This is a genomic window from Bacillus salipaludis (assembly GCF_004358205.1).
Genome location: NZ_SMYO01000003.1, coordinates 107,222 through 128,177, shown reverse-complemented (window position 1 = coordinate 128,177; position 20,956 = coordinate 107,222). Strand labels below are relative to the sequence as shown.

The 20,956-nt window shown below is 38.8% G+C and carries 20 protein-coding genes, 1 pseudogene and 1 riboswitch; of the genes and pseudogenes, 8 read left to right on the top strand and 13 right to left on the bottom strand.

The window, feature by feature from the left end; all coding sequences use genetic code 11:
• Positions 1 to 95: 95 nt before the first annotated feature.
• From E2K98_RS06035 to thiS, 3 genes are read right to left on the bottom strand one after another with little or no spacing between them, the layout of a single operon-like run.
• Positions 96 to 1,115, bottom strand: a complete 1,020-nt coding sequence (locus E2K98_RS06035) for a thiazole biosynthesis adenylyltransferase ThiF (RefSeq protein WP_133333361.1) — start codon at positions 1,113 to 1,115, stop codon at positions 96 to 98.
• On the bottom strand, positions 1,112 to 1,879 hold the full coding sequence (locus E2K98_RS06030) for a thiazole synthase (protein ID WP_133333360.1): 768 nt from the start codon (positions 1,877 to 1,879) through the stop codon (positions 1,112 to 1,114). Before E2K98_RS06030 ends, E2K98_RS06035 begins: the two co-directional genes overlap by 4 nt.
• A 1-nt stretch (position 1,880) precedes the next feature.
• Positions 1,881 to 2,084, bottom strand: coding sequence for a sulfur carrier protein ThiS (gene thiS / locus E2K98_RS06025; protein WP_133333359.1), 204 nt, complete (start codon positions 2,082 to 2,084; stop codon positions 1,881 to 1,883).
• Positions 2,085 to 2,225: 141 nt separating this feature from the next.
• Here thiS and E2K98_RS06020 point away from each other — a divergent pair, with 141 nt between their 5' ends.
• Positions 2,226 to 2,975, top strand: coding sequence for an MBL fold metallo-hydrolase (locus tag E2K98_RS06020; RefSeq protein WP_133333358.1), 750 nt, complete (start codon positions 2,226 to 2,228; stop codon positions 2,973 to 2,975).
• Between the two features lie 39 nt (positions 2,976 to 3,014).
• Here the strand turns inward: E2K98_RS06020 and thiO are convergent, their stop codons facing one another.
• Both thiO and E2K98_RS06010 read right to left on the bottom strand, forming a co-directional pair.
• Complete coding sequence (gene thiO / locus E2K98_RS06015) at positions 3,015 to 4,148, bottom strand: glycine oxidase ThiO (protein ID WP_133333754.1); 1,134 nt, start codon at positions 4,146 to 4,148, stop codon at positions 3,015 to 3,017.
• Positions 4,123 to 4,755 (bottom strand): thiamine phosphate synthase, encoded by a 633-nt coding sequence (locus E2K98_RS06010; RefSeq protein ID WP_328591964.1) that lies wholly within the window; start codon positions 4,753 to 4,755, stop codon positions 4,123 to 4,125. Before E2K98_RS06010 ends, thiO begins: the two co-directional genes overlap by 26 nt.
• Before the next feature lie 97 nt (positions 4,756 to 4,852).
• Positions 4,853 to 4,961: riboswitch (TPP riboswitch) on the bottom strand.
• Positions 4,962 to 5,195: 234 nt separating this feature from the next.
• On the opposite strand from E2K98_RS06010, the gene E2K98_RS06005 reads away from it, so the two are divergent.
• The 4 genes from E2K98_RS06005 (at position 5,196) to E2K98_RS05990 (ending at position 8,625) form a co-directional block, all read left to right on the top strand.
• Positions 5,196 to 5,681 (top strand): GNAT family N-acetyltransferase, encoded by a 486-nt coding sequence (locus E2K98_RS06005; protein ID WP_133333357.1) that lies wholly within the window; start codon positions 5,196 to 5,198, stop codon positions 5,679 to 5,681.
• Positions 5,682 to 5,962: 281 nt separating this feature from the next.
• Positions 5,963 to 7,132 carry a hypothetical protein gene (locus tag E2K98_RS06000; RefSeq protein ID WP_133333356.1) on the top strand — a complete coding sequence of 390 codons (1,170 nt, stop codon included), beginning with the start codon at positions 5,963 to 5,965 and terminating at the stop codon, positions 7,130 to 7,132.
• Positions 7,133 to 7,206: 74 nt separating this feature from the next.
• The gene (locus E2K98_RS05995) at positions 7,207 to 7,437 is read left to right on the top strand and encodes a DUF2187 family protein (RefSeq protein WP_133333355.1); all 231 of its coding nucleotides are present in this window, start codon (positions 7,207 to 7,209) and stop codon (positions 7,435 to 7,437) included.
• A 453-nt stretch (positions 7,438 to 7,890) separates the two neighbouring features.
• A complete protein-coding gene (locus E2K98_RS05990) occupies positions 7,891 to 8,625 on the top strand; it encodes a rhamnogalacturonan acetylesterase (protein WP_268884023.1) in 735 nt (244 codons plus the stop codon).
• Between the two features lie 80 nt (positions 8,626 to 8,705).
• On the opposite strand, the gene E2K98_RS05985 is transcribed toward E2K98_RS05990, so the two are convergent.
• The 5 genes from E2K98_RS05985 to E2K98_RS05965 form a co-directional block, all read right to left on the bottom strand.
• Positions 8,706 to 10,610, bottom strand: a complete 1,905-nt coding sequence (locus E2K98_RS05985) for an FtsX-like permease family protein (RefSeq protein WP_133333353.1) — start codon at positions 10,608 to 10,610, stop codon at positions 8,706 to 8,708.
• Positions 10,585 to 11,355, bottom strand: a complete 771-nt coding sequence (locus E2K98_RS05980) for an ABC transporter ATP-binding protein (RefSeq protein ID WP_133333352.1) — start codon at positions 11,353 to 11,355, stop codon at positions 10,585 to 10,587. Before E2K98_RS05980 ends, E2K98_RS05985 begins: the two co-directional genes overlap by 26 nt.
• A gap of 176 nt (positions 11,356 to 11,531) precedes the next feature.
• Entirely contained in the window at positions 11,532 to 12,506 is a 975-nt protein-coding gene (locus E2K98_RS05975; protein WP_133333351.1) for a sensor histidine kinase, read from the bottom strand.
• On the bottom strand, positions 12,503 to 13,204 hold the full coding sequence (locus E2K98_RS05970; protein WP_133333350.1) for a response regulator transcription factor: 702 nt from the start codon (positions 13,202 to 13,204) through the stop codon (positions 12,503 to 12,505). Before E2K98_RS05970 ends, E2K98_RS05975 begins: the two co-directional genes overlap by 4 nt.
• A gap of 217 nt (positions 13,205 to 13,421) precedes the next feature.
• Complete coding sequence (locus E2K98_RS05965) at positions 13,422 to 13,613, bottom strand: hypothetical protein (RefSeq protein WP_026575434.1); 192 nt, start codon at positions 13,611 to 13,613, stop codon at positions 13,422 to 13,424.
• A 302-nt stretch (positions 13,614 to 13,915) separates the two neighbouring features.
• Here E2K98_RS05965 and E2K98_RS05960 point away from each other — a divergent pair.
• Positions 13,916 to 14,246, top strand: a pseudogene (locus tag E2K98_RS05960) (YybH family protein); the annotation flags it as partial.
• 236 nt (positions 14,247 to 14,482) lie between these two features.
• The gene (locus E2K98_RS05955; protein ID WP_133333349.1) at positions 14,483 to 15,484 is read left to right on the top strand and encodes an MBL fold metallo-hydrolase; all 1,002 of its coding nucleotides are present in this window, start codon (positions 14,483 to 14,485) and stop codon (positions 15,482 to 15,484) included.
• A 101-nt stretch (positions 15,485 to 15,585) separates the two neighbouring features.
• Here E2K98_RS05955 and E2K98_RS05950 read toward each other — a convergent pair whose 3' ends face one another.
• The 3 genes from E2K98_RS05950 to E2K98_RS05940 form a co-directional block, all read right to left on the bottom strand.
• Positions 15,586 to 16,332 (bottom strand): LysM peptidoglycan-binding and 3D domain-containing protein, encoded by a 747-nt coding sequence (locus tag E2K98_RS05950; RefSeq protein WP_026575435.1) that lies wholly within the window; start codon positions 16,330 to 16,332, stop codon positions 15,586 to 15,588.
• A gap of 329 nt (positions 16,333 to 16,661) precedes the next feature.
• Positions 16,662 to 18,086, bottom strand: coding sequence for a Na+/H+ antiporter NhaC family protein (locus tag E2K98_RS05945; RefSeq protein WP_133333348.1), 1,425 nt, complete (start codon positions 18,084 to 18,086; stop codon positions 16,662 to 16,664).
• Between the two features lie 205 nt (positions 18,087 to 18,291).
• Entirely contained in the window at positions 18,292 to 19,260 is a 969-nt protein-coding gene (locus E2K98_RS05940; protein ID WP_133333347.1) for an NAD(P)-dependent alcohol dehydrogenase, read from the bottom strand.
• Between the two features lie 317 nt (positions 19,261 to 19,577).
• Between E2K98_RS05940 and glnA the strand changes: the two genes are divergently transcribed.
• Positions 19,578 to 20,942 (top strand): type I glutamate--ammonia ligase, encoded by a 1,365-nt coding sequence (glnA, locus tag E2K98_RS05935; RefSeq protein WP_133333346.1) that lies wholly within the window; start codon positions 19,578 to 19,580, stop codon positions 20,940 to 20,942.
• Positions 20,943 to 20,956 lie beyond the last annotated feature (14 nt).

Here is a 20,956-nt window from a genome sequence, read left to right as displayed (position 1 = left end):
AAATCCATTACCAAAAGAGGAAACTGTTTTTCAAAAGCCGCCGAAGAAACGTAATTCAAATAAAAACATGTAAACTGTCCCACACGAAGTCCTAATTACCCCAAGTAACGATGATAAAGCACTTTTGCTTCCATAAGATCCTTCGTTCCGTGCACAATCACTCTACCATCTTTAAATATAACCATTCTAAAAGAATCTACGCTATAAGACAATAGATAAGGATTCCGCTGCACCATGCCTCCTTGGTTCACCAATACCTTCTCCAAAGCCTCCAAATCACGCACAACAGGAGAGGAGGGACGAATCTGAACCGAATCCCTTCCGCAAAGCACTGCTGACTTTGTTACATTTTCATATGACAAAAACGGGTAGGAGCGCTCAACACCGCACGAAGGACAATCCGTGTTTTTCAAGGAATCTACCGAAATAGCACTATATTGGTTCCTCCAAACATCAAACGAAACAAGTTTGTTTCGTAATGAATTCAAATCCCCAACCAATACTTTTAAAGCTTCACTGATTTGATAAGAAACCACCATGTTCACAGCTGGACTAATAATGCCAGCTGTATCACAGGTCATTCCTCCTAAAGGAACCGTTTCCAGTAAACAAGAAAGGCAAGGCGTCCGATCAGGAACAATCGTATAAGATATTCCATAGCTACCCACACATGCACCGTAAATCCATGGAACCCCATACTTTTGCGATACATCATTTAAAATCATTCGTGTTTCAAAATTATCGGTGGCATCGATGATCAGGTCCACTTTCCGAGCCCATTCCTCGAGCTCTATAACAGAGGCATCCTCAATCAAAGCCTCAACAGATACAGATGAATTTATCGCGTTCAAGCGATTTTTAGCCGCAATCGCTTTTGGCGTTCGGTTCTTCGCATCTTCTTCTGTATATAACTGCTGCCGCTGCAAATTCGACCACTCGACGTAATCGCGGTCAACAATCGTTAATTTCCCGATTCCAGCACGAACAAGAGCCTCGGCGCTCCCTGAACCTAGCGCTCCGGCGCCAATAATCAGCACTTGTTTATCTGCAATCCGTTGCTGCCCATTTTTTCCAATTGGTGCAAAAAGCTCCTGGCGTGAGTACCGACCGTTCACCCAATACTCATTCCTTCCTTAGGACTGCTGGCCGTCGCATATCGCTTTTTCTCAATGCGTCCGGCTTCATAGCCTAAGCGCCCAGCTTCAATCGCTAGATTCATAGCTTTTGCCATTTTCACAGGATCCTTTGCTGCAGATACAGCGGTATTTAATAACACACCATCCGCCCCAAGTTCCATTGCCAAAGCCGCATCAGCAGGAGAGCCAATTCCGGCATCGACAATGACCGGAACCACTGCCTGTTCGATAATAAAGCTAAGGTTAACAGGGTTGATGATTCCTTGGCCGGAACCGATGGGTGATGCTCCTGGCATAATGGCATGGCATCCCAGCTCTTGCAGTTTTCTTGCTAACACAACATCATCAGAAGTATAAGGGAGAACGATAAATCCTTCCTTTACCAATTCCTCGGTCGCCCGTAATGTTTCAACAGGGTCAGGAAGCAAGGTTTGATCGCAGCCAATCACCTCGACTTTAATCATGTCGCACAAGCCGGATGCTTTCGCTAGTTTCGCAATGCGGACCGCCTCTTCGGCCGTTTTTGCCCCCGCTGTATTGGGGAGGAGTGTAAATTTAGAAGGATCAAGCTGTTCTAAAAAATTCGGCTGGCCAGCTTCAAATATATTCATTCTTCTCACAGCAAAGGTAAGAATTTCTGCTTTAGAAACTTCAACTGCTTCCTTCTGGATTTCAAAGCTTGGATATTTTCCCGTTCCAAGTAATAAACGAGATTGAAAAGATAATGGACCAATTTTTAACATATCAACCGCCTCCTACAAAATGAACAATTTCGATTTTATCTTTATCTGATATTCTAGTACTCTGGTGTTCCGTTTTGGTTAAAATCTTGCCATTGAGTTCCACGACCACCACTTTATTGTGAACCTCAAAGTGATTAAGAACATCCGAAACAAACACAATATCATCGGGGAGTATAACTCTTTCGCCATTTAACAAAAGCTTCATGTAAAGCCTCCTTTGTTTTGATAAATACCTTGACGGAAAAATTTTTATATGGTATGATTAAATGTTTGCGTATTGATAAAACTTTTTTAAAGATGTAATATTGGATTCGCAGTGATGATTAATTTTCTCTGGAGGGATCCAATGTTTAAGAAAAATGGTATTCACATGTTAGAAATCTCTATCAATTCTACTGGTGAGGTAAATGTCATCCACCCGGCCATCATTTGGGATGAAGATGACCTAATCTTGATTGACACAGGTTATCCCGGCAACTTGAATGATTTGCGTGTTGGGATTGAAAAAGCAGGCGTTTTATTTGAACGACTGACGAAAATCCTCATCACTCATCAAGATATCGACCATATCGGCAGTTTACCAAACATCCTGGAAGAATCCCCGGAAAAAATAGATGTTTATGCGAGTGAGTTAGAAAAGCCGTTTATTCAAGGTGAAAAAATGATTCTAAGGATTACCCCTGAATCCATTACGAAAGCCTTGGAATCGCTTCCGCCTGAAGTTCCAGAAGACTTTCGCCGCGCTTTTAAATCTCGATTAGAAAATCCACCAAAGGCAAAAGTAGACCATGTAATTGAAGGTGGTCAGGAATTACCTTACTGTGGTGGAGTGATTGCGATCGACACGGCTGGACATACTCCGGGTCATTTGAGTTTTTACCATCAAGCAAGCAAAACCTTAATTGCCGGGGATGCATTAATTGTTCAAGAAGGACAATTATATCCGGCTGATCCGAAATACGCCTTAGATAATGAAATGGCAATAAAATCACTTGATAATCTTTTAAGCTATGACATTGAAAAAGTCATTTGTTATCATGGCGGATTATTTGCTGGCAATTTTCGTGAAAGATTGCTAGAAATTTTAAAAGGGTAATGTATCAATGAGGTCGGAACGCAATATTCCGTTCCGACCTCAAATTACCGTTTCGGTGTGCCTCTCCAACTGAAACGCGGAAAGAAGAGAATCCTGATTACCAACTAATAAGTCAGCGACAAGTTTTCCTGTAATCGGACTTAACAGGATTCCATTCCGAAAATGCCCGGTCGCGACAAATAAACCCTTCCATTCCGGATGCTCGCCTATATAAGGAAGTCCATCACCTGTTTGAGGCCGGATTCCACACCAAACCCGCTCCCATGCTGCATCCTTAATTTTAGGAATAAGATGGGTTGCTCTTTCAATTAATGTTGCAATTCCTTGCGGAGTGACCTTGTCATCAAAAGTATCTTCTATCATTGTTGCGCCAATATAAATCTCCCCATTTCGTTTTGGGACGAGATAACAGCGTTTATCGGAAAAAATCGTCCGATTAATGAATGGTACATCCGTTTTGATAGAAAAACATTCACCTTTAACAGGGAACACAGGAAGGTCTAAACCGGATTCCTTCATTAATCTGCCAGCCCAGGCACCGGTTGCCACGATCACTTGTTCACTATGGACGAGGCCATTTGAAGTTTTAACCCCTTTGACCTGCCCGTTTTCAAAAAGAAAAGAGAGGACCTCCGTATTTTCATGAATTTCTGCTCCATAGTGGATGGCGGCTTTTGCAAAGCCCTGAGTTAATTTTTCCGGCTGTACATGTCCGTCATTTGGGAGATACATCCCACCGGCAACACTCGGTGAAATAGCTGGTTCCATTTCGCTTATTTCCCATGAGTCGAGCCATTGGATTTTGGAATCCCAATTTTGTTGGAAAATAACCTGTTTTTTCAACTCGGTTGCAATTTCATCTGTTTCTGCGACTTTTAACATTCCTTTTTGGACGAACTCAATATCGACCCCTGTAAGATCGAATAACTCGTTTGAAAGCTCAGGAAACATGGACTGACTTTTTATTGCCAGCTGGAAGAGGGGACCTTCTTGTTCGATTTCCGCTTGGGCTGCGAGCATTCCCGCGGCGGCACTCGAAGCCTTGCAAGCCAATCCTTCTTTTTCTAAAATAATGACTTTTTTACCCAACTTGGAAAGCTGATAGGCGATGGAAGCACCGTTAATTCCGCCGCCGATAATGGCAACATCATATGAATGACACAATTGATTCATCTCCATTTTTTAGTTCATTTGCGTAAGACTTTACCGCTGCTACTGGATCCTTTGCATCTAACACTCCCGATATAACCGCAATACCGGTTGCACCTGCCTGAAGAACTTGATAAGTATTTTCAGGTGTGATCCCGCCAATTGCAATAACCGAGATGTTTAATTGAGATACCTTTTTTAATTCCTCAAGACCTTTAGGGCATCTTCCAGGTTTTGAATGAGAAGGGAAGACGTGGCCGAACAACACGTAATCAGCACGATCTATCGCCTTTAGTCCATCCTCATAAGAGTGGATGGAGCTTCCTACCCGAAGTCGTGGGAAATTTTTTTTAACAATGTCTGCCTCTAAACTGTGATAAGCTAATTGAACGCCTGAGGCATTTGTAACAATGGCAACATCGACACGATCATTAAGAATAATTTTTGTTAAAGGGATGTTTTTCTTTGTTAAAAATTCCACAGCATCAAAAAGTTCTCTGGCTGTTTTTATTTTTTCTCGCAGGTGAATCGCTGTTATGTATGGATGGATATCTGTGGCAATTTCAGCAAATTGCTCAATTGGCATTTGACCATTTGAAATAAGATGGAATTCCTTTGAAATATTAGTCACCCCTTTAGAAGATTCCGTTAAAATGAAAAAAACCACTTCCAATTTGTAAGGAAGTGGTTTTTGAAAATTTGAAATAAACAATCTTTTGGTTACTCAAATATCCTATTTTCCACTTCCCTACGCTGGTATTAACCAGATCAGGTTCATAGAGTCCCGAAGTAGCACTTCAATCTCAGCCCTTTAAAAAGGCACCTCTAGCGGAATAGCTTTAATTATTCATTTGTAATGTTTTCCTGCAGTTATTATATTAACACGCTGGTCGGATATGTCAAATCATTTTGTCAACTTTTAAAAATGTTTTCTTTTACTAGATTTTAATATTTATCATTTCTAATGTCCTAATTTTGTATAAATACTTTTCAATTTTTCGACATTCTTAAGAAAATATTATCTTCCATGTGTTAAACTTAAATAGATTGATGATGGAGGGAAGATTAGGCATGTTGAATATTCGAAACGTAAAAGAGCAGGACTTATCAGATATTGTAATCATTGAACAGCTTTGTTTTCCTCAAGAAGAGGCGGCGACAAAGGAAGCATTTGAAATGAGGATTGAAGTTATCCCTGATAGTTTTTTTGTTGCGGAAGAAAATGGGGTAATCATCGGTTTTGTAAATGGACCGGTTATTAAAACTCCCTTCATTACGGATGACTTATTTAAGGATCTAAAGGAAAACCCAGAAACGGGGGGACATCAAAGTATCCTTGGGATAGCGGTAACCCCACATTTTCAAACACGTGGTGTGGCAGCGTCACTCCTTTCTCATATTGAAAAAGCCGCAAAGGAAAAAAATCGCGAAACCATTACCCTTACCTGTAAAGAAGAACTAATCGGCTTCTATCAAAATCATGGATACCGAAACCTAGGAATCTCGGACTCCCAGCATGCCGGAGTTACGTGGTATAACATGGTTAAAAAATTATAATCCCGTGGAACATTATGTGAAACAAGAAAATTCGGGTGGTGTCTGGCACCACCCGATTTTCTTTATTTGTTTAAGGAAAAGGCTCTGTTAAAGGACAATGTTGATTTTAAACCAACGTTGATTGGAGCGGAAGGCACGAAGACTCCCCGAACCGCTTGTACCTGGAGCGGAAATCAACAACCAGGTTTAACAGAGCCAAGAAATAAATAACTTTTAGAGGGTTTGCTTTCCGTTTGTCGAACTATTTAGATAATAATTAATCGACAATTGAGGTGGGGAAGTTGAACGATATCCAATATGCATTTTTCAATGAGTATGGTGATTATGGTTTTGATTTTGACAACAGTGACGTCTCAACCCACTTTATGATTACGGCTATTCTAGTAAAAGATACCGATAAAGAAGGGCTAGAAGGAGAAATTGAAAGGATATGGCAAAAATATATTCAAAATGGAGAAAAACATTTTAGTTATATTAAAGATCAACCAGAACGTATGTTGCAAATTTTGAATGAAATGAAGGATTTACCTTTTAAAATATATGCATATGTAATCGACAAGCAGAAAATAAGAGAAAACAGTGGCGTCACCTATAAAAATACTTTTATAAAATATTTAACACGCAAGGTCCTCGAAGATTTATCAAATACATATGAAAAGCTTGATATTATATCGGACGATCAGGAACCGAAAGAGTTTATGAATGCGTTTATCAACTATGTAAAACAAGAATGTATACCTGATCTCTTTAATTATTCAAGCTTCGGATTCAATAACACGAAATCAGATATTCTTATCAAATTGGCGGAATATACTGCACGAACACTGGCAATAGGGTATGAGAAAAATCTTTCAAAATATTATCAATCATTTTATAAAATCATCAAATCTCAAATTGTCCGAATCAATTTATGGCCCCATGACTATCGGAATTTTCTCTATGACTACAAGGTAGATTCTGCTGACATTAAGAATGACGAGGTAATCATCAAACAGGCAGTCAATTTAGCTTATCAATACATTGATAAGTATCGCAAAAGTGACGATGAGGATGAAAAACTTCGCATTGATTTTTTAAAGTTTTTACTTTTTAATCTGAAAGAAAATCCAGATGAATATGTTTACACACAGGAAATATTAAATAATCTCAATGCTATACGCAATATCGAGTTGAACCCGCATAATTTTCGCTCCAACATCGTCTCGAAGCTGCGTGATCACGGGTTATTAATTGCGAGCAGTAATAAAGGCTACAAATTGCCTGTATGTTTGGCTGATTTATATGACTTTGTGAACCTCTCAAGTCTAACCATTTTCCCGATGATTCAAAGAATTGCCAAATGCAGAGATCAAATTCTAAAGGCTACTAACAAAGAAATTGACATCCTCGAGCAAAAAGAATATGAATATTTGAAACGGGTCATTGAAATGGAAATTTTGAAGGTAAAGTAATTTTTTATAAAGACTAAATGTTGTGCCCATATCTTGGTAATACTAAAAACGAAATCAAAGTGGAGGTACAAAAAATGGCAGAAGAAAAATCAACAAATGAGAACGGGAAGGAAAAAGCCAGTGTTGCAAATGTACAGTTAGATGAATTGGTCGAGATCAAAACCGGAGAATACAAAGGGAAAAAGGCAAAAGTTATACAAGTTCGCGATAACTCAGTTATTGTGGAACTAGGAATGAAGACCAAGGCAGGAGAGCCAGTGTTAACCGTGGTGAATCATAAAAATTACAAAAAGCTTAATAAATAATTTCTCCTTCAACGTGATAAGCTCCATCATAGTTTGTTTTTGCCAATTGTCATGAAGACGGATACATGTTTTTTAAAAGGTATCAAGCCTCCGAATGGTGGAAGATACCTTTTTTTATTTAACGGATGTTGAAATTGCTTGTTGCAATCCAATCCAACGCTAATGTTTGGAAACTAATCTAAGGTGGTAATTTTATTAAATGAAAACATAAAGCTGAAAAGGGAAAAATAGAACCTAGGAAAAAAGGTGTATTAGTACTTAGGTTCGTATTATAATACTAATGGCATATATTACTTTAGTTCGGCAATTTCCCAGATAGTTCGATGAGTTATGGAAAGCTTATAATAATAAGGAATACATATTTCGCGGGGAAGGGAGGGAAAAACGCTGAAACATTATCGAGAAAAGAAATTTACCATAGTTGCTATGCTGTTTGTTGCTGGTGTTTTGACTTTGTTTATCACCTCCAATGTGTTCGGGAAATTATCAAAGGATGCATCTCAGCAGGATAGAATTACTTTGTATCTCGCTGGGGACTCTACCGTTTCCAATTACCCCGACAATATGGCACCGCGGACCGGTTGGGGACAGGTGTTACCGGAATTTTTTAATAATAGGGTTCGAATAAAGAACTGTGCGGTACCTGGCAGAAGTTCAAAAAGTTTTATCATGGAAGGCAGATTGGCAGGAATCTTAAAACAAATTCATAAGGGGGATTACCTTTTCATTCAATTCGGCCACAATGATGAAAAATTCAAGGATCCGACACGTTATACGAAACCTTCTACTACATATAAAAGCTATTTAAAGCAATATATTGCAGGTGCTCGTCAAAATGGTGCGATCCCAGTGCTTGTCACTCCGATGGAAAGAAGACGTTTTTCCTCAGAAGGCGATGCTTTGAATACGCACGGAAGGTATCCATCGGCAATGAGAGAGCTTGGACACGAGGAGCATGTTGCGGTTATTGATTTAACGGCGAAAAGTAAGAAGCTTTTTCAACAGCTAGGGCCAGAAAAAACTAAAGAACTTTTTATGTGGATAGACCCAGGAACAAACCCTAATTTCCCGAGAGGTGTACAGGATAATACTCATTTTCAGGATAAAGGTGCAAAGGAGATTGCAAAACTCGTCGTGGATGGGATAAAAGAGCACCATGGATTGGGACTGCGTGCATATCTAAAATAAAAGAAGCGGATCTACAAAACAATTGATTTAATCCCTAAAAAAATAAAACAGCTCTCCAATCATGAGAGCTGTTTATTTTTTTAAATCAACGTTTTCCTCAAATTCTGTAAATATCGATATCGGATAAAGAAGAAATAAATAAGTTGAGCAACTAGGAAGCTTGCAAGGACGATGATAATTTCTGTAACAATGGATAACTGGTAAAAGCTTTGTAACGCCATAAAGGCAAAAGCACTGTGTACAAAAGCTACCACAATTGGAACAAAGAAAAGTAAAGCTAGCTGCTGAGTGACAATCTTATTTAATTCTTGATCCGTCAATCCTACTTTCTTGATTGTTAAATATTGGCGGCGGTCGTAATCTAAATCAGCATATAGTCTAAAGTATAGGAAACTACCTGCAGCGATAAAGAATACGGCACCTGTTAATAAGGCGACAAACAACATCATCTTATACATATTCATTTGGTTTTCATAAATGGTTCCACTTACGGTCATTGAGTATGAATTTTTATCTGAAGAAAACGACATTCCATTTTTCGTTAAGTTCTTACCCATGCCCGCAGTTTTTCCCAAATCCTTCGTATAATAGCCTGTAAATATTTCTGTGTTTACAGGTCTTAGCTTTTTAAAAAGTTCATCACTAACAATAATCCCTTGAGACATAATTAATTGCATAGGAAGGACGATAACTTTGGTTATTTTTTCATGTTGAAGTTTCAAATGATTCTGTTCCAACGTATAGGTGATCGGCTCCGCCTCACTTAAAATCGCTGTTCGCATTTCAAGGATTTCTTTGCCGATCAACTGCTTTTCGTTAGCATCAAACCCAGCTGCTTTTGTTATTTTTATATAATCCGTGAAAGATACAACAGCAATTTTTTTTGGTGAATATCGATCCGTTGATGATGATATTGCAACGTATTTTATCGGAACTTTGTTCGTTGTATACTTTATATTTCGAGCCTTCAATTCAGTTTCGATTTGCTGCAGGTGTTTCTGATGGACAGGTTGATCGTCCTTAGCTAAATAACTGATTTCAGCGGGAAATTGTGCTTTTATTTGCTTATTCATTACATTAAACGATGCAAGTGTACCGACTGCACAAAAGGCGACGGTTGAAACAATCGTGACCATGAAAAACATGCGCGCATTATCTTTTAAGCGGTAAGCTAAACTTGAAATCGTAATTAAATTGGTTTTTCGCCAAAAAAATAAGCGTTGTTTTTGAAGTCGTTTCATCAAGAAAACGGATAGCTGTGTATAAAAAAAGTATGTTCCGATAATCGTCATGCCGATAACAGGCAGCATTCTAAAAAGTAATGATTGCATCGTAGCTGTAGCAGCTAAAAAATAACTTGCAATCAACAAAATGGCTGAAAGAAGGGATAAGAAAACTGATGCTTTTGGCTCTTTTTTCGGTTTTTCCCCCGCTTGAAATAAATCGATTAATTTATTTACCCTGACAAGGATAGTGGTAAACAAGGAAATACTAAAAAATAGGATTAAAAACGCCACAAGTGTTAAAAGCAATGCTCTTTTCGACAAGTAAAATGGAAGTGGGGCGATCCCAATCATTTTTGAGCCAATCATTAAAAACAGTTTCCCCGTGACCATCCCTAATGCAATTCCAACGGCAATCGCACCAATACCAATAAGCATGTTTTCGAGAAACACCATTCGATTTAATTGACTCCTTGTCATTCCGTGCATCATCAAGATCCCGAATTCACGTTTCCGTGATTTTAAAAAGGTACTAACAGAATAAAGCACAAAGAAGAATGAAAACACATACATAATGACTTCAGCTGAGGACATTAATTGTACAGCCGTCGCTGAGGTCACACCCTTTTTTATATCCGGATGAAAAATAAAAAGGGCGTAAATAAAGAAAATTAACACCGAAAGGGCACTGCTTAAAAAATAGGCGGAGTAGGTCCGTTTATTCCGGACAACATTTCTAAAGACGAACTGTGGAAAGGTCACGACTGTCTCCTCCTAACAATGCAAGCATATCGATGATCTTTTGGAAAAAAGTCTGACGGTTATCGCCACGGTAAATCTCATTATAGAGCTGTCCGTCCTTAATAAAGATGACACGGTGGCAATAGCTGGCCGCGACAGCATCATGCGTTACCATTAAAGCGGTTGCGCCATCCTCTTTGTTAATCGTCGTCAATGTTTCCATTACATCCTTAGAAGCTTTAGAATCTAAATTACCTGTTGGTTCATCTGCTAAAATGAGAGATGGACTGTGAATGATTGCTCGCGCAATCGCAGTCCGTTGCATTTGCCCGCCAGAGATTTCATAGGTTCGTTTCTTCAGAATTTGATCAATCCCAAGCTTCCTTACTACCTTTTGAAGCTTTTGCTCCATTTGACGTACGCTTACACCATCAAGGGTGAGCGGTAGAACAATATTTTCTTCCACGGTTAGTGTGTCGAGCAAATTAAAGTGCTGAAACACAAAGCCGAGTTCATGGCGTCTGAATAGAGCCGTATCCTTCCGGTTTAGAATATGGGGATTCTTTCCACTAATCAAAACCTCCCCGGAAGTGGGCCGGTCAATCGTGGCAATCAAGTTGAGGAGGGTGGTTTTCCCACTCCCGGACGGTCCCATAATCCCAACAAATTCACCTTGCTCAATCGAAAAATTAATATTCGTTAACGCCTTATGCGCAACTTTCCCTTCATAAATCTTCTCTAAATGCCGTACATCCAAAATCGACATTCTCTCAACTCCCTAATCAATTTATACCCATATTCTAACGACAACCCCGTCCCCACTGCCATTTCATTAACTTACACCTACCTTACAAAATTGTAAGGTTGTGCAAAGTTGAACAAAGTGACAGGCACCGTTCGTGGACAAATCGTCTTTTTTGTACGTGTAGGGTGGACAGTCTATTATCCAAATAGGATTCGGATGGTGGTTCCCTTGTTGACAGTTGATTCGATTTCGATGTAATGGCCGAGTTTTTCACATATTTGCTTGACGAGATAGAGCCCCATTCCGGTAGATTCTTGGAAGTTGCGGCCATTTTCTCCAGTGAAGTAGGGATTAAACACCCTTGGGAGGTCGCTCTCCGGGATCCCAACGCCTTCATCTCGTACCTCAAGGACGGTTTTGATTCCGCGTTTATAACTATGGAAGTAGATTTTTCGATTTTCATGAACGGTGTAGCGAATCGCATTGGTAATGAGTTGTGTCAACACAAAAGAGAGCCACTTTTCATCAGAAGCTATTTGATATTCCTCACCGAATTGATACGATGGGAAAATCCGCTTTCGAATAAACAACCGTTTTTGACTTGAAACAACTGACCGCACAACTGTTTCTAAACTTAATTTCTCTACAAAAAAATCACGTTCAAATGTATCAAGCCTTGCTGTATAAAGAACCATATCCAATCCTTTTCTCAAGCGATCAAGTTCATCACCAATCGCATCAAAACGAGGGTCATCCTCATCCTGAATCATTAAATGAATGACCGACAATGGAGTTTTCATTTGATGCACCCATTGATTGATAAACTGGATATGCCCATCCAGTTTGTGCTTATAGTTATATAGTTCGTTTTGGTAATGTTGAAATTGGCTTAAAAGAAGCTGCTGTAAGCTTTCTTCTAATGGTGCATGACGGTTCTCACTTCTAAAATCCCCCATTGAATCAAGCGGCTTTTCTAGGCGTTGATAAAACGAGCGGTTTGTTATATACCGGAATATAAGATACCCGGCAAAAAGAAAGCCGCTCAGCAAAGCAGCATATAAACTAATCATTAAATGGTGAAAACCGTCAAGCCAGTAAATAGCAGTAATCACCACTAATTGGCCGATATAGATAAAAATAAGAGGAACCTGCTCACGGATGAAAAGCTTCATTCCTTTTCACCCCAGTTCGGTACAAGCCGATAGCCCTGTCCGCGAACAGTTTGCAGTGCCTGCTCCACTCCTATTTGGGATAATTTTTTCCTTACCCGTGTAATGTAAACATTCAGGGTATTATCATCCACAAAGGCCTGGTCATCCCAAATTTTTTCTAACAAGCGATCACGGCTTACAACGCGCTCCGATTTTTTAATCAACTCATCTAATATTTTTGCCTCAGTATGACTTAGTTCAATGGTATTTTCTTGTAAAGAAAGGCTCAGCCGTTCAACATCAAGGCTTAATCCTTTCACAGTGTTCGTTCGTCCAGACTGGGTGTTCGCATAAGAACCGTAGACGCGGCGAAGCTGGCTATTGATCTTCGCAAGAACAATATCATAATCAAATGGTTTTGTTATGTAATCATCTGCACCGTTTTCGAGAGCCATTACCTGGTCCATTTTTCCTTCACGTGCCGAGATAAACAGAATCGGGCAGGTTGAGATACTACGAATTTGCCGGCACCAATAATAGCCATCAAATTTCGGTAAATTGACATCCAGCAAGACGAGGTGGGGCGCATATTGTTCAAACTGATTCCGGACAGTTTCAAAATCCTGCACTGACTTTGTATCAAAGCTAAATTTATGTAAATGCTCCTCAAGTAACCGGACAATCTGCTGGTCGTCTTCAATGATAAAAATTTTAAACATACTGTGTTCCCCTTCCTAATACTTCCATGATTGTAACAAAATAACGGGGCTCATTGAAAATAAGAAGCATTAGTATATTCGATAATACAGACCGTAGAGAAAGATCAGGAAGAGGAATTTAGCTTGTTAGGGACGGAATGGATGGTATAAATATGAAAAGCTTCTCCAAAAAACTCCAATAAAAAAGAAGGTGAAATTCACCTTCTACATGACAAGATTATGTGCGTTGAATTTGTGAGGTGGCAAAGGTTTTAATCAGTTTTTGTAAATTCCGATGGCCTTCTCTCAATCTAATTGTTTCATCAATAATCAGTTGAAATCCTTCCAATTCTTTGTCAGATGCATTTAGTAGGGATTTCGGTAAACCTTCTGCTAGTTGTTGTAGGGTGTAATCTTTTGTCACGGACATCGACCATCCTTTCAACTTATTCAATAGACACCATTTTGTCTTTTTCTAATATTTTGGGATAGGGGCTCGTTTTTCCTGCCACCATCATAAAAAACTTATCTACATAAATCAGCAGATTTCTTTTAGAACAGCGATGATTTTGCACCTGCCGACAGCCAACAACTAAGATACTTAGTTTTTTGTAGAAAAATATTAGGAGTGCATGCTTGCTATAAATAAGTAAGCACAGTACATATATAAATATCGATCTCTGGGGAGGGAATAGAATGGAACATGAAATAAAAGAATTAATCAACAAATGAGATTTTGATACATCGATGAAATACTATATGGATGATGCTATTCTGGTTGTAAAACCTGGCATGATTGCACGAGGTAAAGAAGAAATCAAAAAAGCATTTATTGCCATATCAAAATACTTCAATAACAGCCTAGTACCAACTCAAGGTGAGATGATCATTTTAGAGGCAGGGGACTCTGCGTTAGTTATTTCCCAAACCCTGCTTGATGCCGATCAAAAAAATCGGAGTTTTCAATGGATAGAAGAGCAACCTATGTATTTAAGAAAAATACAAAGGGCTTTGGCTTTGTGCAATCGACAATTCCTATGGAACAGATCTAATTAAAAAGTAGAAAAGGATAAAGAAATAGATCCCTATTTAAAACCCGCAATTGCGGCTTTTTTTATTTGTGATAAAACTTCCAAAATGTAAATACCGTCAAAATATTCAGAATATAATCTTGACAGTGAAAATTTCCTCTTTTAAAATTGATTTATAGAATAAACCTAGTTTTATATATGAAACGCGGAAACTCTAAAGTACATCATGAACTTTCTTAAAATAAATACATAAGAATTGGGGGAAGAAATGTTGAAAAAGAAAAGGATCATCGGTTTACTCAGTATCTCTTTATCATTCCTTTTAGGTGTGGGCTTATTTTTATCACCACTACATTCAGCGGCTGATCAATCACAAAACAAAAAGGAAGAAGCTTCACAAGCGCAGATGACAAGTGATTTTAAGGTAACTCTTCTTGGAACTGGTTCTCCGCTATTAAGCATTGAGCGTTTCGGCCCATCCACATTAGTCGAGGTTGGAGAAGAAAAATTGTTATTTGATGCTGGTCGAGGGGCAGCCTTAAGGCTAAGTCAAGTGAATGTCATGCCAGGAAAAATTAACAAACTGTTTATTACCCATTTGCATTCTGATCATACAAATGGAATTCCTGATGTTTGGCTGACAGGATCATTGCCAACAGCCGGAAAGAGGGAAGTGCCTTTTGAGGTATGGGGTCCTAAAGGTACTAGGGATATGATGGATCACATGGGAGAAGCTTATGCCGCCGATATTCAAGGACGAAAAGAGACGCAGAACGAGAATCTCAAAGGACTAGATGCAATTGGTCATGATATTGACCAAGGAGTAGTTTATGAGAACAATGGTGTTCAGGTCATTGCTTTCTTGGTTGACCATGGTTCGATGAAACCAAGCTTCGGGTATAGAGTGAATTATAATGGGCATTCTGTTGTGATCTCAGGAGATACTCGATATAATAAAAACCTCATTCGCCATGCGAAGGGGACGGATTTACTAATACATGAAGTGGCTGCAGCTCGGCCAGAAGATGAAACACCGGCAATCCAAAAAATCCTTGATATCCATACCACACCTGAACAAGCTGGAAAAGTATTTAATAAGGTAAAGCCAAAACTAGCAGTTTATTCACATATAGTATTACTTGGTGGCTTAACAGATGCGGAAGCAAATTTGGCAATCAGAACGAATAAGACGTATAAAGGAAAAGTGGTCGTGGGAGAGGATCTCATGTCTTTTGAAATTGGTGATAAAATTAGAGTAATAGAGCCATAATTTATTTTAGAGAAATAGTATTTTATCTTATAAAACTTAACTTAATAGATATGTAAAAAAGCAAAGGGCTTCTCCAAAAAATGGAGAAGCCCTTTACATTGCTAGTTTAATATAGTTACTTTTAATTGTTTTACACCAAAATCAATAGCATCTGCTTCGGAAGGAATAAAGACATCAATCCGATTTCCTTTAATGGCACTTCCCGTATCGGCAGCTGTCGCTTCACCGAACCCCTCAACATAAACCTTACTACCCAAAGGGATAACATTTGGATCCACTGCGATGACTTTTGCATTCGGGTTTGCTTTAATGTTAACTCCAGTTTTTGTGATTCCAGAACATCCTTCACATGAAGCCGTATAAGCCGTGGCCTTCACGGTAATTTGCTTAGCAGCCTGTTTCTTAGGATGTGATGTTGCTTTATCTTTTGAATCCACTTGATCTTGTTTCGTCACTTCAGATGCTTCTTGCTTTTTTGATTTGGTTTCAGAAACATCCTCAAAGATGATTAAATCTAATCCAGGGTGGATAAGGTCCGAAATTAAATGGTTCCATTCTTTAATTTGTGAAACACTTACATGATGCCTTTTGGCAATATCCAATAAGGTTTCATCTTGTTTTACGATATAATGTTTTTCAGGTGCGATCTCTAATCTTTCACCTGGAAAAATAAGATCTGAAGTTAGATGATTCAACATTCGGATGTTTTCTACTTTTGTATGATTTACACTTGCTAGATTTGAAAGTGTATCTCCTTCTTGTACAGTAATCGTTGCAGCATGTACATTAGCACTCACAGTACCTGAGAGTACAACAGCTGCCATAAATGTTTTAATTTTGTTTAGCATTTTTTTACCCTCCGTGTTCTTTGTCCGCTAAGTTTTCATAAGCTTAACATGAATTTTGCTGATAAAAAGAACAGGAGGATGTTAAAACCATTACAAGCATGGCAAGTATATTGCGATAGTATTTCGAAATTGGCGGAATAATCTGAAATATAGTGTTTTTAAGGAATATTATCTAGAAAAAGCCCAATAGGATGTGCTTTAAATGCAACTTGTCATTATTACAGTAATGTTACAAGAATTTTGTCATATTTTTGTGAGATACTAACATTTTCCAACATAACCAACATTTTAAGCTAGCTAATTCCTTAAAATCTGCTCACAAAAACGGCTCAAGAAACAAAAAAGCCGCCAATCGTATATAAAACAATTGAAATGACTCCTCCAATGGCCGCCACCTTTAATTTAAAACGTGCATAGTCGATAAGTGACATATCTAAAATGGTAGCGGTTGTAATGGTGGTATCCCCTAGTGGTGAGGTTAGAGCGCCAAAAGCTCCACTTGCAAAAACAGCACCCACGGTTAATGGGATAGATGCACCGGTAGAAACCGCTAAGGACATTCCTAAAGGCATGAATAATCCCCATGTTCCCCAGGAGGAACCAATAAAGTAACCGACAATTGATCCCAGCACAAAGATCGTGACCGGGGTCAAAAAGGCGGGCAAGAAGGAACCCAAAGTAGAACTAATAAATTTTGAAAAACCAAGATCTTCCGCCAATAAGGTTAATGACCAGATGAGAACAAGCAACGTGACGGCCTCCATCATTTGGTTTCCACCATCAAAAAAATGGTACAAGATTTCGTCCAATTTCTGTCGTCTCACTATGTAAAAAACAAAGGATAAAACAAGGGTGATGAAAACGGCTAATAGCATTACAAAGGTCGCATCGGCCATCGAAAAAGCTTCAAAAATTGTATGAGCTCCTTTAGCTCTGCCATTTTGCCACAATAGAAATAATGATAATCCGAGAAGTAAAAAGACGGGGAAAATCAAATTCCAAGGTTGGGCTTTTACCATCGATAATTCTCTTTTAATACCACTCCGGTGTAGGTCATTCGCTTCTTCATCTAACTGCTTTTGATTTAGGTTAAGAAGAGAAGATTTGTCTGCTTTAGTCCAGAAGGTTAGGACAATCCCGATAACTAACATCACAATAGCAAAAAAATTAAACAAAATACTTAGCAAAAAAACATGGTAGGAGGACATACCTAAATGAAGTTTGCCTATACTGCTTTCAACTAATGACACCATGAATCCAACAAATGCCGTAGCAACCGGCAGAAGGACAATCACTGACTCTGTTGAAATATCCATCGTTAGTCCGACCTTTTGCTTTGGCAAATTCATTTTTTTAATCAAAGATTTAACAATCGGACCAATCATCATAATTCGAAACATCGGCATCATAAACGTAAAAAGGAGGGTAAACCAAATCAGTCCCAGCAGTCCGCGCTCTGTTTGAATTTTATTCCCAACCCACTCTGAAAAGCCCTTTATACCTCCAGAAATGTTCATCATCCCAACCAATCCGCCAAATAAATATAGAAATCCAATGATTTTAATATTATTTCCAGCGGTTAAAGTTGTCACAATATAGGATACCGTTTGATAGACTCCAGCTAATAAATCAGCTTTAAAAATCAATGACCCCACTAGTAAACCGAGGATAAGACCAGGCAGGATGTTTTTTAGCCAAATGGACATGGAAATGACGATAATAAATGGAAACAAAGAAAGCCAAGTATGATTCAAAGTATCTCCCCCAATCTGATCCTTATATATGAAGAACTTATTCCTTTATTATGACCACTCATTAGAAGAAAAATGAGGAACCGGAGAATTAGGTGGTCAAATAGGGGAAGGGTATCAACGCTTTGATAGTGCCTAGGTTAAAAACACAAAAACACTACAAATGAATTTGCAGTGTGAATTTTTTATAAATGAAACTACCTTTAATTTATACAGTAAGGACAATTTTTCCTTGAGCATGCCCTTCTGCAAAATACCTGAAAGCGTCATGCACATCATTTAATTTATAGCACCGATCAAGAACAGGTTTAACTTGGCCCGTTTCAAGAAGTTCTTTTAAATAAATCAAATCTTGTTGATTAGCCCTATGTAAGAAGGTACTCATTTTCTTTTTACCAAGCATTGAAATTAAAGGTCCCAGTACCATGGCTTGAAACATTTGAGCACCTGAACCACCTACATGTACAAAAATACCATTTGGAGTTAAGACTCGCTTATACGCAGTTATTGGATGAGATCCGTTCACACCCAAAATTAGGTCATAACGCTGATGGCTTTTGGTAAAATCCTCCTTCTTATAATCAATTGCATGGTCCGCCCCAAGCGAACGTAAAATCTCTAAGTTTTTCGTACTGCACACACCCGTAACCTCAGCCCCATATGCTTTGGCGAGCTGTACCGCGAAAGTTCCGACACCACCGGATGCGCCATTTATCAATACCTTTTGTCCTGATTGTATTTTACCTTTATTCCGTATGGCCTGAAGAGCTGTTACACCCGCCATTGGGACTGCAACAGCTTCTTCAAAGGACAAATTGGTTGGTTTTAATGCAATTGACTGCTCGGGGATCGCTGCATATTCTGCAAAGCCACCCCAGCCACAACCTGATAAGTCTCCGAATACATCATCACCAGGCTGAAAGTTCTTAACATTTTTTCCGACCGCTTCAATCCGCCCTGCTATGTCACCTCCAGGTATGGGGTATTTTGGTTTTAATAGCCCGAAGGCAAAGCGGGCTAAGAAAGGTTCGCCTTTTAAAAGAACCAAGTTTCCAAAATTAACAGATGTTGCATGAATTTTTACGAGTACCTCATTCTCCTTAGGAATTGGTATATCCACTTCCGTTACTTTAAGGACATCTGGCGGACCGTATTGGTCATAAACGATTGCCTTCATTGGAAACCCCCTTATTTTTTGAAATGATGATTACACAAAAATTGCGGAAAAAGAGTCCTTAAATAAGATATTACGAGTATGAGGAAATTAAGACTAAAATGATTTATATACGCGCGACTGTATATTTATTAAAATATTAATTGGAAACAAAGGTTGAAAATCCTTAATTAATCACTGTAGATGAAAACGCTTTCTAAAAAAATACTATAAATATTCAAAAAATATTCAAAAAAATATTGTCAAAGGATGATTTTTTCACTATAATCAAAAATATTAGATGTGAGGAAATATAACATGAGAATGAGGGGTAATGTGACATGACTGAAACGCTTATTTCAAAAACAACTGCTGCGGATACAACTCTTGAACAAATAAAAGAAACCATTTCAGAAAAATCTGTGGAACTATTACATTTACAATTTGTCGATATCGAAGGGATCTTAAAGCACGTAACCGTAACAACAGAACAACTCGAGGATGTAGTTGAAGGAAAAATGATGTTTGATGGATCTTCGATTAAAGGTTTTTCACCGATTAATAAATCCGACCTTTATCTTCAGCCAGATCTAAATACATTTGCAGTTCTTCCTTGGACAGTTGAAGAAGGGTATTCAGAAGCTCGTTTCTTATGCTCGGTAAAGAATCCAGATGGAACGCCTTATGAGGGAGATACAAGAAATGTTTTGAAGAAAACTGTTGATCGTGCAGCTGAAAAAGGGTACTCGATTTCAGTAGGACCGGAATTAGAATTTTTCCTTTTTAAAACAGATGAAAACGGATATGCTACCCAAGAGCTTGGGGATAAAGCAGGCTATTTTGAGCCATCTCCACACGATCTTGGCGAGCGCGTTCGTTTAGAAATCTACCGTGCTTTAAAAGCGATGGGCTTTACGATTGAAGCATCTCACCATGAAGTGGCGGAAGGGCAGCATGAAATCAATTTTAAATATGCAGATATTTTAACGGCTGCAGACCTTTCCACTACTTACAAATGGGTAGTCAAAACAGTGGCGAAGAAATTTGGTTTACACGCTACCTTTATGCCGAAACCAGTTTTTGGAATCAACGGTTCTGGAATGCATGTCAATATGTCCCTCTTCAATGAAAGCGGAAATGCCTTCTTTGATGAGACGGATGAGTTACAATTATCAGAAGAAGCATACCAATTTATTGCAGGTATTTTAGAAAACGTGAAGAGTTTTACTGCCGTGACTAACCCGCTTGTGAACTCCTACAAGCGCTTAGTTCCTGGTTATGAAGCACCTTGTTATATTGCCTGGTCTACTTCGAACCGTTCAGCATTGATTCGTATCCCAGCAAAAAGAGGTCTGGCCACACGGGTAGAACTGCGTTGTCCAGATCCATCTTCCAACCCTTACCTAACATTTGCGGTGATTGCTTCTGCAGGGTTAGACGGGGTAGAGAAGGAATTAGAAGTACCTGCTCCAATTAATGAAGATATTTTCCATATGGATGAAGAAACTAGAGCGTTCAAGGGAATTGACAGCCTTCCTGGCAGCTTGGCAGAAGCGGTCAGTGCATTAGAAGCTGGCGAAATTGCCGCTAATACCCTTGGTGAACATGTCTACAACGAATATGTCTCTATGAAAAAAGCCGAATGGGATAGCTACCGTACAGCAGTCCACACATGGGAAATCGAAAACTATCATACTAAATTTTAATGATTGATAAAGCG